Origin of the sequence: Amphibacillus cookii (assembly GCF_016908375.1) — a bacterium.
GTDB classification, from domain to species: domain Bacteria; phylum Bacillota; class Bacilli; order Bacillales; family Amphibacillaceae; genus Amphibacillus_C; species Amphibacillus_C cookii.
In genome coordinates this window covers 159,837-175,698 of record NZ_JAFBDS010000009.1, presented here as the reverse complement: position 1 = coordinate 175,698, position 15,862 = coordinate 159,837, and the positions used below count along the sequence as shown (strand labels likewise).

18 protein-coding genes and 2 pseudogenes are annotated in these 15,862 nt (G+C 36.0%); 6 read left to right on the top strand and 14 right to left on the bottom strand.

Annotated elements, in window-relative coordinates; translation table 11 throughout:
• The first annotated feature begins 100 nt into the window (after positions 1-100).
• From JOE23_RS14065 to JOE23_RS14050, 4 genes are all read left to right on the top strand, one after another.
• A complete protein-coding gene (locus tag JOE23_RS14065; protein ID WP_204439301.1) occupies positions 101-490 on the top strand; it encodes a RidA family protein in 390 nt (129 codons plus the stop codon).
• A 95-nt stretch (positions 491-585) separates the two neighbouring features.
• The gene (locus JOE23_RS14060) at positions 586-1,797 is read left to right on the top strand and encodes a bacillibactin exporter BcbE (RefSeq protein WP_204439299.1); all 1,212 of its coding nucleotides are present in this window, start codon (positions 586-588) and stop codon (positions 1,795-1,797) included.
• A gap of 226 nt (positions 1,798-2,023) precedes the next feature.
• A complete protein-coding gene (locus JOE23_RS14055; RefSeq protein ID WP_204439296.1) occupies positions 2,024-2,851 on the top strand; it encodes a DUF4885 family protein in 828 nt (275 codons plus the stop codon).
• Between the two features lie 357 nt (positions 2,852-3,208).
• Positions 3,209-3,976: a methyltransferase domain-containing protein gene (locus JOE23_RS14050; protein ID WP_204439295.1), complete on the top strand. Its 768-nt coding sequence runs from the start codon at positions 3,209-3,211 to the stop codon at positions 3,974-3,976.
• A gap of 177 nt (positions 3,977-4,153) precedes the next feature.
• Here the strand turns inward: JOE23_RS14050 and JOE23_RS14045 are convergent, their stop codons facing one another.
• From JOE23_RS14045 to JOE23_RS14030, 4 genes are all read right to left on the bottom strand, one after another.
• Positions 4,154-4,915, bottom strand: a complete 762-nt coding sequence (locus JOE23_RS14045) for an alpha/beta fold hydrolase (protein WP_204439294.1) — start codon at positions 4,913-4,915, stop codon at positions 4,154-4,156.
• A 102-nt stretch (positions 4,916-5,017) separates the two neighbouring features.
• Positions 5,018-6,241, bottom strand: coding sequence for a peptidase U32 family protein (locus JOE23_RS14040; RefSeq protein WP_204439293.1), 1,224 nt, complete (start codon positions 6,239-6,241; stop codon positions 5,018-5,020).
• Between the two features lie 17 nt (positions 6,242-6,258).
• Entirely contained in the window at positions 6,259-7,182 is a 924-nt protein-coding gene (locus JOE23_RS14035; protein ID WP_204439292.1) for a peptidase U32 family protein, read from the bottom strand.
• A gap of 102 nt (positions 7,183-7,284) precedes the next feature.
• Entirely contained in the window at positions 7,285-8,262 is a 978-nt protein-coding gene (locus JOE23_RS14030; protein WP_204439291.1) for a P1 family peptidase, read from the bottom strand.
• An 84-nt stretch (positions 8,263-8,346) separates the two neighbouring features.
• Between JOE23_RS14030 and JOE23_RS14025 the strand changes: the two genes are divergently transcribed.
• Positions 8,347-8,628, top strand: coding sequence for an acylphosphatase (locus tag JOE23_RS14025; protein ID WP_204439290.1), 282 nt, complete (start codon positions 8,347-8,349; stop codon positions 8,626-8,628).
• 59 nt (positions 8,629-8,687) lie between these two features.
• Here the strand turns inward: JOE23_RS14025 and JOE23_RS14020 are convergent, their stop codons facing one another.
• From JOE23_RS14020 to JOE23_RS18315, 9 genes and pseudogenes are all read right to left on the bottom strand, one after another.
• A complete protein-coding gene (locus tag JOE23_RS14020; protein WP_017472143.1) occupies positions 8,688-8,927 on the bottom strand; it encodes an indolepyruvate ferredoxin oxidoreductase subunit alpha in 240 nt (79 codons plus the stop codon).
• Between the two features lie 32 nt (positions 8,928-8,959).
• Entirely contained in the window at positions 8,960-9,505 is a 546-nt protein-coding gene (locus tag JOE23_RS14015; RefSeq protein ID WP_204439289.1) for a histidine phosphatase family protein, read from the bottom strand.
• A gap of 70 nt (positions 9,506-9,575) precedes the next feature.
• A complete protein-coding gene (locus JOE23_RS14010) occupies positions 9,576-9,785 on the bottom strand; it encodes a DUF6501 family protein (RefSeq protein WP_204439288.1) in 210 nt (69 codons plus the stop codon).
• Positions 9,786-9,960: 175 nt separating this feature from the next.
• Complete coding sequence (gene msrA, locus JOE23_RS14005; protein WP_204439287.1) at positions 9,961-10,929, bottom strand: peptide-methionine (S)-S-oxide reductase MsrA; 969 nt, start codon at positions 10,927-10,929, stop codon at positions 9,961-9,963.
• A gap of 59 nt (positions 10,930-10,988) precedes the next feature.
• Positions 10,989-11,531, bottom strand: coding sequence for a VrrA/YqfQ family protein (gene vrrA / locus JOE23_RS14000; RefSeq protein WP_204439286.1), 543 nt, complete (start codon positions 11,529-11,531; stop codon positions 10,989-10,991).
• A 411-nt stretch (positions 11,532-11,942) separates the two neighbouring features.
• Positions 11,943-13,028, bottom strand: a complete 1,086-nt coding sequence (locus JOE23_RS13995; RefSeq protein WP_204439284.1) for a hypothetical protein — start codon at positions 13,026-13,028, stop codon at positions 11,943-11,945.
• 252 nt (positions 13,029-13,280) lie between these two features.
• On the bottom strand, positions 13,281-14,126 hold the full coding sequence (locus JOE23_RS13990; RefSeq protein WP_204439281.1) for an AraC family transcriptional regulator: 846 nt from the start codon (positions 14,124-14,126) through the stop codon (positions 13,281-13,283).
• 103 nt (positions 14,127-14,229) lie between these two features.
• Positions 14,230-14,370: pseudogene (locus tag JOE23_RS13985) on the bottom strand (helix-turn-helix domain-containing protein); the annotation flags it as partial.
• A gap of 304 nt (positions 14,371-14,674) precedes the next feature.
• Positions 14,675-14,869, bottom strand: coding sequence for a hypothetical protein (locus JOE23_RS18315; protein WP_420827543.1), 195 nt, complete (start codon positions 14,867-14,869; stop codon positions 14,675-14,677).
• Positions 14,870-14,928: 59 nt separating this feature from the next.
• On the opposite strand from JOE23_RS18315, the pseudogene JOE23_RS13975 reads away from it, so the two are divergent.
• A pseudogene (locus tag JOE23_RS13975) lies at positions 14,929-15,235 on the top strand (Tn3 family transposase); the annotation flags it as partial.
• A 323-nt stretch (positions 15,236-15,558) separates the two neighbouring features.
• On the opposite strand, the gene JOE23_RS13970 reads toward JOE23_RS13975, so the two are convergent.
• Positions 15,559-15,807, bottom strand: a complete 249-nt coding sequence (locus tag JOE23_RS13970) for a DUF2584 family protein (RefSeq protein ID WP_204439279.1) — start codon at positions 15,805-15,807, stop codon at positions 15,559-15,561.
• Between the last annotated feature and the right edge of the window lie 55 nt (positions 15,808-15,862).

Genomic DNA, 15,862 nt, shown 5'->3' with positions numbered 1-15,862 from the left:
AAAATAGTGAACTTGTGTAATATCTTGTCATAAAATGCAATAGGAAAGTTACATGAAAATTATGTTATAATATCCTTAAATTTGTTGAAGGAGTGATAAAATGAAAATAGTTAGGAATCCTCAAGAAGTACATGATCCTGTTGCAGCATATGTTCATCAAATTGAAGTGACCGGACCACAACAGTGGTTAACCCTATCTGGACAATTGGGTATGGCTGCTGATGGTTACTTGCCTGAAGATCCGATTGATCAGATTCGGATAGCGCTTGATAATATAAAGAAAAATTTACGTGCTGCCGATATGGAGATTACAGATTTGACTAAACTTGTCTTTTACTTAGTAGGAGATATGGATACAGATAGAAGAAGGGAGGTTGTTAGTCAGTTCTTAGGCGATCATATCCCTTGTACAACGATGTTGTATGTTGTCGCCTTAGCTGCTCCAGACTTTAAGGTTGAAATTGATGCTTGGGCTTGCCGAGATATTTAAATAACCATCATGTTCATTCAAGATTAGGTATGAAGTTTTCAATTATGATAACAATAGATAGGGATAATTGAAAAACTATTGAATGGATGGAAAAGATGAAAGATAAAAAATTAGATTTACTTGCACTTGCGTCAATCCCGTTAGTTATGACATTGGGGAATTCGATGTTAATCCCAGTTTTGCCGATTATTGAGAAAGAACTCGATATATCGAGTTTTCAATCCAGTCTCATTATTACGGTTTACTCAGTAGTTGCCATTTTTCTGATTCCTATTGCCGGTTATTTATCAGATAAGGTAGGCCGTAAAAAAGTTATGATACCAAGTATAATAATTACAGGTGTAGGAGGTGCTGTATCAGCTATTGCAGCTTGGCTGATGGCATCACCTTACATCGTTATACTTATTGGCCGGTTTTTACAAGGAATCGGGGCGGCAGGGGCATTTCCTGTTGTTATACCAACTGTCGGTGATATGTATAAAGATGAAAAAGATGTTAGTGTAGGCTTAGGTATTATTGAAACGTCAAACACATTTGGTAAAGTTCTTAGTCCAATTATTGGTGCATTACTGGCAATGGTGATTTGGTATCTACCTTTTATTTTTATTCCTGCCTTTTCATTTATTGCTGTATTACTCGTGCTATTTTTAGTTAAAGCACCAAAGGATGATAAAGCGGAGCAACAGACTTTTTCCACTTTTATCCATTCATTAAAAGCTGTTTTTAAAGCAAATGGACGTTGGCTAATCGCTACATTTATTATCGGATGTATTAATATGTTTGTCTTATTTGGTGTATTATTTCATTTTTCATCATTGCTTGAATCGCAATATAAAATAGAGGGTGTTTATAAAGGTTTATTATTAGCTATTCCTTTGTTATCTCTTTGTATCGCATCGTATGTGACGGGGAAAAAGATTGGTGAAAATAAGGTTATTATGAAGTGGTTAATTTTGATTGGAAATCTCGCATCAGTTGTACCGTTGCTATTTATTACCAATGAACAAATAAGTATTTTTTTAATTACCGTACTTCTATCAATAGCTGGATTAGGTATTGGTGTGTCACTGCCATGTTTAGATGCATTAATTACCGAAGGGGTAGAAAAGGATATACGTGGAACGGTGACTTCATTATATAGTAGTATGCGTTTTCTAGGGGTGGCTGCAGGCCCACCAATTATTGCACTGATCATGAAACAGATTCACATGCTATATATCATACTCGCTTCACTTAGTGCGCTTGCGGTAGTCATTACTTTCTTTGCAATAAAACCATCGAAAAAAGATAATAAGAATGTTAAATAGAATTCTTTTCAACAGACAAAAGGTCTTAATCTGCCGACGGTTGGGTCGGTGTAAATATGGTAAGACTCATAAACATTGTCAATGATTAACTGAACATTCACAATAGTATTTACATTTAATGTCTGTTGGCCAGTATTCTAAATATAGGAAACCTTCAACTTAAGATTGGTAAACATATTCAAATATTAGCCGATATAAAAATATAATGACCAAGAAAGGGGTTCCCATGAATATTAGAGACCAGGTAAAACTTTCATTTTATTCAGATCAACTGATGAAATCGGCTGCTATGAATAGAGTAGTAAAGGCGAAGGCCTCCCAGACACAAGTCGTCAAACATAATGACAGCCTTTCCATCAGCAAACAGGCTGAAGCAGCCCAAAAAAACGCCGTGTCATTACGGTCGCAAATGAATGGTGTTCAATTTGAAATTTACAATCTTTACATGGACAGACAACGTTTGAACAACCAGATTGATAAAGTGTTGAGCGAAAGTGGAATTTCCCTGTCAAAACACGAAAATCTGACGTTACATGTTGACGAAAATAACCGAATTACAGTTGAAGGCATTGATGACGAGCAAAAAAGAACAAAGATCGAAGCCGCCTTAAACGATAACGATAAAAGGTTCGGTGCGCGCCTTTTGAGCCATGCAGAGCTGGTTGATGAACAAAATGGCATACCGTTAGATAAAGAGGCATATGAAAAATGGCATGTGAATGAGTTCTTGAAAACAACCGCTGGTCTGACCTTGTCAGACATCAGCTTGAATGAAAATGGAGAGTTCATAGGAGGGAACGAACGCTTTAATCAAGTGATTGAAGTAGCTGCAAGCCCAAAAAGTGATTTAGAAAAAAGCTTTCAGAACATGCTGAAAAAGTTGAAGAATGTTTTAGAAAAAGGTCCTGACACCATAGCGAATCGATCGGCTTCTTTCGGCTACTCCAGTGGAACACTTATTGACCTTAATGTTTCAAAAGGGTTTTCCACAGGCCAGTTAAATGAATGGCTGAATGATTCATTTCTTAAAGAAGCATTGTTGAGTATGGATTAAGATTAATAATTTATTTAAGAAATATTAAGGTGATATTTATCAAAGATAACCGTCCGTAAAAACAATTAAGAGTTAAAAGTATATAATTATAATGTTAGCTTTACTTTGCTTTTGGTTTATTTTAATTATCGAAAGTAAATCCACATTCTTTAATGGCATCATCTATTGGTGAATAATTTAATTTTTCTTTAGCTTTTTGAATGTCTATCCTATAAGGAGGGAACTCATTAAAATGAAACGAATTAATTACTCGATACAGTTAGTAAATCTGATGGAGTCTGTATCGGGCTTAACCTAAGTATCTATCAGTTAACTGTATCGTCCACATAACAAATAAAAAGTGGAGGGATAGTTATTATGAATATAAATGTGTTAAAAAAAGAATGGATAAAATATGAAGAAGAAGTGAACTTTGAAGGTTGGGATTTTTCTCTTATAAAGGACGATTGGGAAAACGAGAATCTCCCATGGGATTATGCTAGAATCATAAATAAGTATTTGTCTTCAGATTTAGAATTACTCGATATGGGTACAGGAGGTGGAGAATTTCTTCTGTCCTTAAATCATCCTTATGAAAAAACATCGGTAACAGAAGGTTGGCAGCCAAATATTGAATTTTTAAAAGGAAAATTAGTCCCTTTAGGAATAAATCTAGCTTCGATTAATGACGATGACATAATTGATTATGATGATAATAGTTTTGATATTATAATTAATAGGCATGAATCATTTAATGTTAATGAAGTAAAAAGAGTATTAAGACCAAACGGGGTATTCATTACACAGCAGGTTGGCGGGGAAAATGGAAACCGTTTATCAAATATGCTTATTCCAGAGTTTCAACCAAGATACAGGACCTTAAATTTGAGAAATACTCAACGTGATCTAGAGGAAAGTGATTTTGAGATTAAGTTCGCTAATGAATACTTTCCTTACCAAAAGTTCTTCAACATGGAAGCCCTAATTTACTATGCAAAAGTTATTGAGTGGGAATTTCCGGCATTTAATGTAAAGGATAACTTTGAACAGTTGTTGAATGCCTATAAAGAGTTAACATTAAATGGCTATGTTTTAAACTATGAGCATCGATTTATAATAGTTGCTTATAATAATAAACCAGTTTAGACTTTCATGTCTTTAAAGTTGTAGAAGGTGGGGAGTTTAGATTTTCTTGTCCCAATAGTAATGAATGCATTTAAAAATTTTAGTTTACATAATATATATTATCGGAAGTTATGGGTAAATACAAATAACATATCTCATAAAAGAAGTATACTTATGATAGTGAGACGAAATGAAAATTTAGATGTGATGATCGATAAATTCTCTTATTAAATGATTAAAGGCTTCAGCTTTTTTTGGCGGGATTTGGTGTGTCCCGAGTTCTACATAAGCCAATTGAATAAACTTATTATCTTGATAGTACCTTTGATAATAATGCGTAAAGTCCGTGAGGTTGCCATAGATAATTAAGCTTTTACAGTTTATTTTATTGATATAATGTCTAATATCTACCTGGTGTGTGCTCAAATAATATTGATACCATTTATTTGGATTTGATTGATGAATGTGCTTTAATAGTTTCTTTCGATCGTCGTCATTTGTTGTATTACTTGCTGCTAACCTATTTGATAAGAAATTTCTTGAGATTCGCAGTGTAAACATACCTGCTAAATAAATAAGATGTAACGCTGAAGTTTTAACATTTGGATAGCCTCCTGCAATAATTAATGCTTCGACACGATCTGGATAGTGACAGGCAAAGATTTGTCCAACTACGCCTCCAGCTGAGTATGCACATATAATAACTTTGCTAATGTCTTCTTGGTCCAAGATTGCTTCAATCTCTTTACAATATTGATCGATAATATGTAATCGATACTGAGCTGTGGATTGCCCGTGTCCACTAAAATCAGGAAGGATTAATTGATAATATTTTGCTAATGATAATTGCGACTGAAAAACAGTTCGACCTAAACCCGGAGGATGAATGAAAAGAATCGGCAAACCTTCACCCATTACTTCATAAAATATTTCATTTTGCTCAAACTTGACAGTTTTCATAGCTCTCCCCCCTCTTTACTATGGTTTGCCCTTGGGGCTTTATCTTTATACAAAAATGAGATAGTAAAAAAGTAAAAGATTAAAGGACTAACCTTTAATCTTTTACTTTTGCTTCCGCATCATATCATAATATTTTAACGGTTGATCTACTTTTATTTTTGTAATCATCATCGCATGTTTAGCTCGATCTATTGGTTCACCTTGTTCATTCCATAGTTCAGTGATAGTTTGTTTAAAATGATAAAAATGAGGCCCGAAAAATTCAACTTCATCACCGACGCCAAAGCTATTGCGTTGTTGAATCGTTGCCATTTGTGTCTGTTGATCATAATCAAGGACTAAACCAGCAAAATCATATTTAGGGATCCGATCTGGTTTGCCGAATAATTGATCTTTATCTGTCGGTTCATTATAATAAAAAGCTGTTGACAAGGAACGCTGTGCAGCTTTCCATATTTCATCAATCCATGCTTGATCAATTTGATAATGATCAGGATCTTCAAAATATGTATCAATGATTTTTCGATACACATTTACAACCGTTGCAACATAGTGAATGCTTTTCATGCGTCCTTCAATTTTTAATGAATCGACACCAGCTTCAATTAAGTCCGGTAAGTGTTCAACCATGCTTAGGTCTTGGGAACTCATTGTATACTTCTCATCTGCTTGTTCAGATACAGCAATGTCATCATCGATGCCATCTTCAAATAAATCATACTTCCAACGACAAGATTGAGCACATCCCCCGCGATTCGCGTCACGCGATGTCATATGATTGGAAAGTACACAACGTCCAGAGTAAGAAATACACATTGCACCATGGATAAATGCTTCAATTTCTATGTCTACTTTTTCCTTCATTTCCCGAATTTCTTCAACAGACACTTCACGTGCTAAAACGACACGGGGAATCCCTTCGTTTTTCCAAAATTGCGCTGTTTTCCAATTGGCAATCGATGCTTGTGTACTAATGTGTATTTCCAAATCTGGTGCTGCTTCACGACAAGATTGAATCAATGCAGGATCGGCAGCAATGACAGCTGAGACCCCAACTTCATAGAGATTTTTAAAATACTCATGTGCCCCATCTAAGTTTTCATTATGGGCAATGATATTGGTTGCAACATATACTTTTGCTCCGTACTTATTAGCAAATGCAACGCCTTCACGCATTTCATCAAAGGTAAAATTACCTGCTTTAGAACGGAGCCCAAACTGCCTTCCGCCAATATAAACGGCGTCAGCTCCATAGTGAATTGCAAATTTTAATTTTTCTAGATTACCTGCGGGTGCAAGCAATTCTGGTTTTTGTTTTGTTGTCATACCCCATACACCTCTTGTTAATAAATCTGTTCTTTAAAGTAAAACCCGGTATTCATCCCACGTTGCTCAGGTTGAATGTCTTCAATAGCTTGTCTCCATCCTGATTTCTTTATTTGATAGTTGCGCGGATTGTTTAAGTAGGTATCAATAGCTTCTCGATAAATGGACACCATTTTTTCATTATAAGATCTTGTCTTTAATATGCCATTAATCAGTAAGCCATCAATTTCTGCTTCCAGTATTTGATCTAGATATTCAATCATCACTAAATCTTCGTTACTCATAATATGAGTGCCATTGATATCTTCGAAAATGGGATAATGTGTATCATCTTTCTTGTCTTCTTTAATAAAACGCGTTTGATTAGGATGATATTCTTTTTTAATATGATTATAATAATTACGGATCAGTTTACGTTTTGATTGAAAAATACACGTCATACCATGCACTTGTATTTCTATTGGAAATGTAACCTTCTGTTTTATTTCAATAACGGCATCAAGTGATAATTCATTTGATAGTGTCGCGCGTTTTAGGCCGCGTTGATGCCAAAAATTTAAAGTCTGATAATTTGTTGATAACGTAGCTGGATTCCAAGTTAAAGGGAGTGTTAAATCAAGATCTTCCAACAGTTGAAAAATGGCTTGATCGCCAGCAATAATACCGTCTACTCCAAATGTTTCAAGCGTCTTTAAATAATCGGGTAGTTGTTTTAAGTGGTCATTATGAAAAATGGCATTAACCATAATATAGATGCGTTTTCCTTCTAAATGCAGCCACTCTGTCGCCGATTTTATTTGATCTAAAGTGAAATCACCACAAACACGATTTCCAAATTGTTGATTCCCTAATACGATAGCATCTGCACCAGCTTTTATTAAAGATTTAACTTCATCGAAATCTTCTGCAGTTGCTTGAAGCTCAGGTTTATATGAACACATTATTTTTCACCTCAAAAAATACAGTCTAATGTTTATTATGAAGCAAACAAACAAAAAAGCAGTGATAAAAATCACAGTTTTTCATACTTTATTATATATTTTCTAGCTAAAGTGATCCTTGACGTCTTGATAGCTTGGACAACCTTCAACTGACTGCGCAGATTTAATCGCGTTGATGATCGCTTTTTCAACTACAGTAGTAGCCAACATGGAAATCACATTTAAATCTGCTTCTTCTTCGTTACTGCTTAAAGTAAATAACGTATCACCATCGACAAAGCTGTGTGACGGTCGCATCGTTCTTGCCAGACCATCATGAGCAATACTAGCTATTTTGTTCATTTGCGCTTTAGTAGCTTTGACATTGGTCATAACGACACCAATTGTTGTATTGCCGGAAAAGTGATTAGTTGATTGTGTCATTTGATTGAATAACTGTTGCTCACTATCCAAAAACATATGCTGACTCCGATCATAAGCGCCAGCCAATACCTTCCCAGTCTTGGGGTTAATAATATCGCCAAAACTATTAACGGCAATTAATGCCGCTACCTTAATCCCTCTTAACTCTACTGCATAGTGCCCTACCCCACCTTTCATTGCATAATCAGATCCACAACATTTTCCTACAGTTGCACCTAATCCTGCACCGACATTACCGACTAAACCTCCTGATGTTCTTGCATTTAAGCATGCTTGATAACCCAGTTCAGCGTCTGGGCGCACGGAAGAATTACCGATCATTAAATCGAAAAGGACTGCACCCGGAACAATAGGAATATGAGCAGCTGGCGTGTTAAATCCAATATGTTTCTCTTCTAAATAACGCATGATACCTGTAGCGACATCCAAACCGTAGGCACTTCCACCTGTCAAAAAGATTGCGTGAACTTGATCAATCAAATTCTCTGATTTCAGTAAATCTGTTTCCCGCGTTCCTGGCGATCCACCACGCACATCAACGCCTGCGATCGCACCATTAGGAGCGAGAACAACTGTGCACCCCGTTAAATCACTTGGATAGGATGCATGACCGATTTGAAATTGTGAAAGTGCTGCTGGTGTGATTTCTTTTAACAAAGTGATGTCCTCCTTATATGTGTTTAGTATAATATGAACTAGGGTACGAAATATATAGATAAATAAATGAAGGAGTGATCTGATATGTCCCGTTTACGCGCTCATATGATTATTTCAGGCAGGGTTCAAGGCGTTGGTTTTCGATATACCACGCAAATGAAAGCGAAGGAAATAGGGGTATGCGGTTGGGTGAAAAATTTGCCTGATGATACCGTTGAAATTGAAGGCGAGGGCGAAGTGGATAAGTTATATCAATTTATTGATGCGATTAAAGCCGGGCCAAGCCCATCTGCTAAAGTTGAAGATGTTGATCTGAATATTTCTGAAGAGCTTAAAGCGTATCAGTCCTTTGATGTGGTCTACTGATTTTACTTTTAAAATCAAAAAAGTCGTGTAATTATTAAATAAATACACGACTCTCTATTTTATTTTTCTTCAAAAAAACGACGGTTTAATGCAATGTATTCATGCTCTTCTTCTGGGACTTCATCTTCCATAAAAATAGCTTCAACAGGACAAACCGCTTCACAAGCACCACAGTCAATACAAATATCAGGATCAATATAAAACATATCGTCTCCTTCTTCTATACAATCAACAGGGCACACCTCTTCACATTCCCCAGCTTTTTCTCCAATACATGGAGAGGTTATAACAAATGCCAATCTAAATGCCTCCTCAAAATAGTAAAGTTCTTCTACCAAATATGTTGAAGTTGATAAAAGTCTTGCTCATGTTCAATAATAAAAATATCAGGATTTTTTAATAATCGCCATTGTGTAAAACCATAGCCCTCCTCAAACTGAGAGAGCAGGAGCATAAGTAAGTTACCGTGAGTCACCATCGCAATTTGTTGATGGTTTGGATCTTCCACTGCTTCTTTAATAACTTCAAGCCCGCGTTGTAATGCATCATTAGATGACTCGCCACCAGGTAGTCGATAATCCATATCTTTAAATGATGTCTCAACAACATCAAACCAGTCATCGACAGGCTGATCACTTAAGATACGTTCTTGTAATCGAGAGTCTGTTTCAATTTCGATCTTATTTTGCCTTGCATAAGGCCTTATGGTTTCAACAGCTCTCATATATGGACTAGAAATAATCCTATCCAATTTTAGTCCCTTTGAATTTAAGAATTCTGCTAATCGTCTTGCTTGATTAACGCCATTATTCGTCAAAGGAGAATCTTTATGTTGACCTTCTGCTTGACAATGTCGGATAAGGATGAGCTTTTTCATTGGATCATCTCCTAATTAGGCTAAGAGTCTATAGGTTTATATATCATATAATGCTGATATTAGGCCATTATTATTTGAATTCCTCAGTAAAATATGTCTTTCGAAACCCACCAACACGATTTGAATTGTCAATAATAAAGTAAAACTCGTCCGTTTCATTTTTGACATCATATATCTTTTCTGGTGTTAACATATGGTTAACAACAAATTTTTTAGCATCGGTATGGACACATTTTATTTGTTTAATGGTTTCTTTTTCTTCCCAATATGTGTGGATCAAGGTATTTTTCCTCCCATTTCCTATCCTATTAAACTTATCTTATATTTTAGCACGTTTCTACAAAAAAAATAACCATTGTATATAAAAAAGTTCAAATCATGCTGTGTAAAAGGGTTATTATTGGTTAACACGAAGATAAAACGAACCTTCATTCTCCTCTTCGTGTTTTTTAGTGTTATGATTCATTAAATAGTTGCTTATATACCCCATAACCTTCAGCTTCTAATTGTTCTTTTGGAATAAACCTTAAAGCAGCTGAGTTAATGCAATAACGCATGCTGCCATATTCAGAAGGGCCATCATCAAATACATGTCCTAAATGACTATTTGCACCTTTACTTCTTACCTCAATACGTCTCATACCGTGAGACGTATCAAGTGATTCTTCAATTTCATTGCGATTAATTGGTTTCGTAAAGCTTGGCCACCCACACCCAGCATCATATTTGTCTAATGAAGAAAACAAGGGTTCTCCACTAACAATATCAACATAAATCCCTTCATCTTCAGTTGCATAGTAATCATTTTGAAACGGTTTTTCTGTACCGTTTTCTTGAGTAACATGGTATTGAAGTGATGTTAATTTGGATTTTAATTCTTCCTTAGAGTAGGAAGGTTTCCAATGTTTTCTGATGAAGTCTTCTCGACCAGAACCTTGTTTATATAAGTGATAATGGAAGCTGTTTTTTTGATAATAATTTTGATGTTTCTCTTCTGCTCGATAAAACGTTTTTGCCGGTAAAATTTCAGTTACAATAGGTTGATCAAATTTATTTGATTGACTTAGAGCTTTTTTAGAAGCTTCCGCTATTTCTTTTTGTTCGCTATTGTGATAAAAAATGGCCGTCTTATAGGATACGCCTCTATCATTAAATTGTCCTCCCCTATCAGTAGGGTCAATTTGCTGCCAAAAAATATTCACTAATTTTTCATAGGGGAATATATTAGGATCATATGTGATTTGGACAGCTTCATAATGCCCCGTTGTATCTGAACAAACTTCTTCATAAGTTGGATGCTCCTTATGTCCGCCAGTATAGCCAGACACAACAGATATAATACCTGGTTGTTGATCGAAAGGCTCCACCATACACCAAAAACATCCTCCTGCGAATGTAGCTAGCGTTTGATCTAAATGTACCAAATTGATATCTCCTCACTTATGTGTCATACCATCTATTTTAAAGGTGATTACAATGATTATCAAATATAGAGCTTCGGTTTATGATATTCATTTTGATTTTGCTCTACTAATGTTTCGATACGATATAAATTTTTTGAATGATTAGTTGTCTCTTTAATTTGATCATCTGATTCTATCTTCACTTCATGATCTTGTTGTTGATTGTCATCTTCGACTGCTAGGATATCTGCTAAATCACTTGACTCACTATCCTTGTTGGTTGTTTCATCAGTAGACTGATCAGCTGATTCGTCACTCTCATTAAATTCCTTCATCAGCGCTAGCATACTAGGTAAATTCTTTAACAATGGTCCGTATTGTTGAAGTGTTGGCGCAAAGGATTGAGTCATCTTTAAAACATTTTGTAATTGATCAAGTGTTTGTGTTAAGTTGCCACCAGCGGGGATGAATTTTTGAAGTAGACCCGCAAGACCTGTTTTAGGTGCGGCTTGAGCCATCATATAGGGTTGTTGGATATTTGGCATATTGGACATCCAGGGAGCGGCTTGAAAGGTTTGATTAAAAGGATAACCGCTTGTATAGTTAGGAGGCATTTGTTTCATTTTATTCCCCTCTTTTCTTTGCTTCTCATTAAATAGCTTACGCTGGGCAGATAAAATTGTGATTCAAGACCAATAAAAGCGCAAGATTATTTGTAGCACTAAACTGTGGTGTTTTAGAGCCATATATCCAGAAACACATAACACATATTGACCAGACTGATAATCACGAACCACGAGTAGCTTGATCACAGAAAAACGACCATAAAAGATTGTCTCAAAATAGACTGTCGTGCTTTTCTATTTTAGTCTGGCGTACGTACGTTGAAACACAAAAAAGTACACCCTCTTTAGGTAGACAGCTCTTCATGTTTCAAACTGTCTATCTAAAAGGATGCACATTATTTCCTCCCCAACGATTGGATAGTTATCGTTTCTTGCTGTGTTTCACTCAGTGCTCCGAATCACCGTGCTTTAATCTTCTTTGGTGTCTTGCTTATAGTTTTTAGCTAAGTCATCTGCTTCACTACTTCCAAAAGTATCTAAAGGTTTATTTAACATTTCTTCAGTTTGTTTCGCTTCTTTATTTTTTTGCTTTTGCTTATGCTTCCACCATTTGAATAAAATAAAGATAAGCGTCACGATAGCAATAAGTATCCAAACCGTAATCCACGGTGAACGTGTGACTTCCATTATTCGATCAGCTGTCTGCTGGAATGAACGACTGAAAAATTCTGCATCTGTGAAATTCTTATCATAGTAATAACGATCAACATAATCAAGCAAAATATTTGCTGCTTCGTTATCAATAACACTTCTTGCTTGTGATCCCACCACATAGTAAGTCATATATTCGTTTTCTCGAGGTTCAAAGAATATTAATAATAGATGCGCTTCATCCGTGAATAATTGGTCATATAAATGATGGCTGTATTCTTCTATTTCTGTGTCTGACGGGTTTTTACTTCCATCTATTTCGTCAGCTATGTAAACATGTGGTTGAACACCTGTCTCATTATAAAAATGACGGAGCCCATCGGTCATTACCGTGTCATTGTCAATCCAACCTGGATTGTCGGTGTAGTAGTCTGTTTCGTCTACAGATCCGGCCGGTAGAGCTTCTCTTTCTACAGTGGATTGCGTTATATTACTTGAGAATAGGTTACTAGAAAAACCATTATTGAAATTCAAGAAAAAATTAGGAATAGATGAAAAAAACATTAATCCTAATAGAACAAAAATAATAATAACAATAAAACCACAACCCGATCCACCACACCCAGGTGCGCCATAATAACCTCTTCGTCGCCATGGTCGACGATAAAAAGGTCTGCCATAGAATCCGCCTGTTCTTGGTCGATAGCCACCGCCTCTAGGTCTGCTTGCAGAAGGCTGAGCGCCTCCTCTTTTCTTACCTGGTCCAAACGAGTTGCCAACACGACTTCGACCGCCGCCTCCTCGGCCACCACCGAAAGAACCGCCCCGTTTACCGGAACCTCCGCCTCCTCGACCGCCACCGGAAGAACCCCCTCGTTTACCAGATCCTCCACCTCTTCCCATATCACTGTCACTCCTTAATTTTGTAATAGTTCTTTGCATTTTTAAAATCTAGCATAGGACATTTAGTATGTCAATGATTAGAAAGTATGATGAGTTTATGTTTATATGTAGTGGTAGCGTCAGAAAAAATGCGGATTTATAACGATAAGGAAATTCCAATATAAAAAGTCTGATTTCCCATCACCTAAATTGAGAAATTCGGCTCTTACTTTCGTTACTCCATAAACAGCATTTTATCACTGAATATGTAATTTACTTCGGGATAACAGGAACCCAGAGTTCGTGTCTTGGTTTATGCTTCGGACCGTAATAACATTCTATACACGGTAAATTTGCAAGTTCATACTCGGAGGTAGGGACCCACTCGGAATATAAACGTTTCCATGCATCTACTATGTTCGGAAAAACTGCCCATGTACTTGCGGGAATAATAAGCGTCTCCATATTTGCTGGGGATTCCCCATCGTATCTTACGCCCATGAAATAGGAAAACTCTTCATCTGTTATGGCGGCTTCTTTTCCGCAAACCCCCAGAAGACTTTCAAGCGTGCATTTTGGATTTTTCCATGACATATCTACTAGTTCTTGCATGAATCCATCTTTTTTCGCAGTGTTCCAAAGCGTAGGGATTGTTTTAAATGCTCTGTTTGTTTTTACTGGCTTACTTTTTCCAACAATTTTTAATTCAAAATCAAGGTTTTCAATTCTGTAATCCATCTCGATATCTCCTTTAATAGAAATTTGAAAGGAAATTCTGGGAAAGGCTTTTAACTGTACCCCTCTATTACGAGCATTGGAAGGGGTTACTCCATGCATTTTTTGAAAAGCACGTGAGAAAGTGTCAGAAGAAACATAACCATATTTAATTGCTACATCGATTATCCGAATATCACTTTTTTGAATTTCAAATGCTGCGAGTGTTAATCGTCTTCGTCTAATATATTCTGATAGCGATACACCTGAGATTGAAGAGAACATTCTTGAAAAATGAAACTCAGAACAATTAGCTGCTTTTGCAATCTCTTTGTAGTCTATTTTTTCATCCAGGCTATTTTCAATGTAGTTTAACGCATTGTTCATTCTTTCTAGCCAATCCATAAGTTTACTCCCTTTCAATATTTACTTTAAAACAAAATAGATAATAATTGCCGACATTTCATGCCTAAAAATGTTGGTGAAAAAAATACACCTTTTGATAGAATCAGGACAAACTATTGTTTCCTTTCGATAGCCTTCTATATAATGAAGCCTTAGATACATTAGTAATTTCGCAAATTTGATTTACAGTCATACCACCTTCTTTATATAGCTTTACTGGATAATTCATTCCTGCATGATTTTTGGTTGTATACTATTTGACGTTGGTGAAGGGAATTCTCCATTTCATGCGTTTGTGTAATGGGGTAGACTATCGTTAACGTCTTTTCTATTTCTCTAAAAATAGCAATGGGTTCGGTCATCCAGTGATTCGCTTTCCGCAGGCACGGCTTCAGCTAACTCATGTGCGCACAAAACGCGCACATGAGTGGATCTTCAGCTCGTGCTATTCCTGCAGGAGTCTCATCACTTCCTGACCGAACCCGTATGAATTTACGTGTAGATAGCTAAGTTAAGATCTATTGAATCGAAATCAGCCCAAAATGCACCTAATCAAACAAACATTCACTTATAAAATCGGCAATAATTCTCACCAACATCATTTGACAAAGAACCTGATTTTTATGATACTTCTTTAAACGACCCTTAAACTTTCCTTCTTTCTTAGCTAGCTCAATCCCTTCACGTTGACGCAAACGGATAAGATCTCGCTCTAATTGTTCCACCAGAAACTTTTTCTTCAAAAATAATATCCATACCGATTTCGTTTAATTGCTGAAATTGTCTTGAAGGATTTTGGCGAGAAGCCATGAATGGACTGGCAAGAGCTATTTTCTTCGGAAAACAAGGAGAGCTTAGGGAACGAACCATACAGCATCATTACAAAGAGCCAGTGCATTAAACATAATTATTAATGCCATCAGTATCTGGAATACCCTACATCTAACAAAAGCAGTTGAATATCAAAAACGGACAGGTTGTTTTAATGAAAACTTATTAAATCATATGTCACCTTTAGGCTGGGAACATATCAATTTATTAGGTGAATACCATTTTAACTAGAGAAAGTGGTCTCATTAGATTCTCTAAGACCACTGAAACTTTCTTAACGTTGTTAAAAACGGTAGAATCGTCAAGAAAATAGGCTTAGCGTTGTAAATCCGCATTTTCCTGACGGTACCCCATGTAGTGTAATAATAAAAATACCCTTTTATTGAACAAATTAAATCAAAAGGGTAAAAGAAATAGGTGGATTGAGTCGATACGTTCACTCTAGTAATAAGCACACTGGGACATATCTGATGCTCTGATTCACTCAAAAACCAATCAGTGGTGAAAGAACAAATCCGCCCATTGATTGAAGGTTTGTTTTATTTCCTGGGTAACCGCAATGTCATTGATAATTTGACAATCGAATCATTATACAGTGTCTTTAATTGACACTGTATAATGAATCCAGTTGATAAATACAAAAAGTTTTTTTGTCTCGCCAGGTCAGTTCTATTATTCTGCCAAATCCAATTTGATCTGAATCTTTATGTCGTCTAATTTCAATCTGATCTTGGATTGGGTATAAACGATAACCATCAGTTGACATTTTAAATAGATTATCTTGATCTTTTACTCGTTCTTCTTTCCCTTCAGTTACTAAAGTCCATTCTAAGGTTAAAGGCATAGTCATGGATACGCACTCCTCTCTTAATTTAATTGGTATATCGTCAAGTGAAATGTCACAA

Excerpts from the sequence above, each read along its gene's own strand:
- JOE23_RS13970 (WP_204439279.1), bottom strand. The coding sequence starts at position 15,807 with ATGACTATGCCTTTAACCTTAGAATGGACTTTAGTAACTGAAGGGAAA.
- JOE23_RS13990 (WP_204439281.1), bottom strand. The coding sequence starts at position 14,126 with ATGGATTGGCTAGAAAGAATGAACAATGCGTTAAACTACATTGAAAAT.
- vrrA (WP_204439286.1), bottom strand. The coding sequence starts at position 11,531 with ATGAAACAAATGCCTCCTAACTATACAAGCGGTTATCCTTTTAATCAA.
- JOE23_RS14055 (WP_204439296.1), top strand. The coding sequence starts at position 2,024 with ATGAATATTAGAGACCAGGTAAAACTTTCATTTTATTCAGATCAACTG.
- JOE23_RS14035 (WP_204439292.1), bottom strand. The coding sequence starts at position 7,182 with ATGTGTTCATATAAACCTGAGCTTCAAGCAACTGCAGAAGATTTCGAT.
- JOE23_RS14045 (WP_204439294.1), bottom strand. The coding sequence starts at position 4,915 with ATGAAAACTGTCAAGTTTGAGCAAAATGAAATATTTTATGAAGTAATG.
- JOE23_RS13995 (WP_204439284.1), bottom strand. The coding sequence starts at position 13,028 with ATGGGAAGAGGTGGAGGATCTGGTAAACGAGGGGGTTCTTCCGGTGGC.
- JOE23_RS14015 (WP_204439289.1), bottom strand. The coding sequence starts at position 9,505 with ATGAAAAAGCTCATCCTTATCCGACATTGTCAAGCAGAAGGTCAACAT.
- JOE23_RS14025 (WP_204439290.1), top strand. The coding sequence starts at position 8,347 with ATGTCCCGTTTACGCGCTCATATGATTATTTCAGGCAGGGTTCAAGGC.
- JOE23_RS14040 (WP_204439293.1), bottom strand. The coding sequence starts at position 6,241 with ATGACAACAAAACAAAAACCAGAATTGCTTGCACCCGCAGGTAATCTA.
- JOE23_RS14050 (WP_204439295.1), top strand. The coding sequence starts at position 3,209 with ATGAATATAAATGTGTTAAAAAAAGAATGGATAAAATATGAAGAAGAA.
- JOE23_RS14065 (WP_204439301.1), top strand. The coding sequence starts at position 101 with ATGAAAATAGTTAGGAATCCTCAAGAAGTACATGATCCTGTTGCAGCA.
- JOE23_RS14060 (WP_204439299.1), top strand. The coding sequence starts at position 586 with ATGAAAGATAAAAAATTAGATTTACTTGCACTTGCGTCAATCCCGTTA.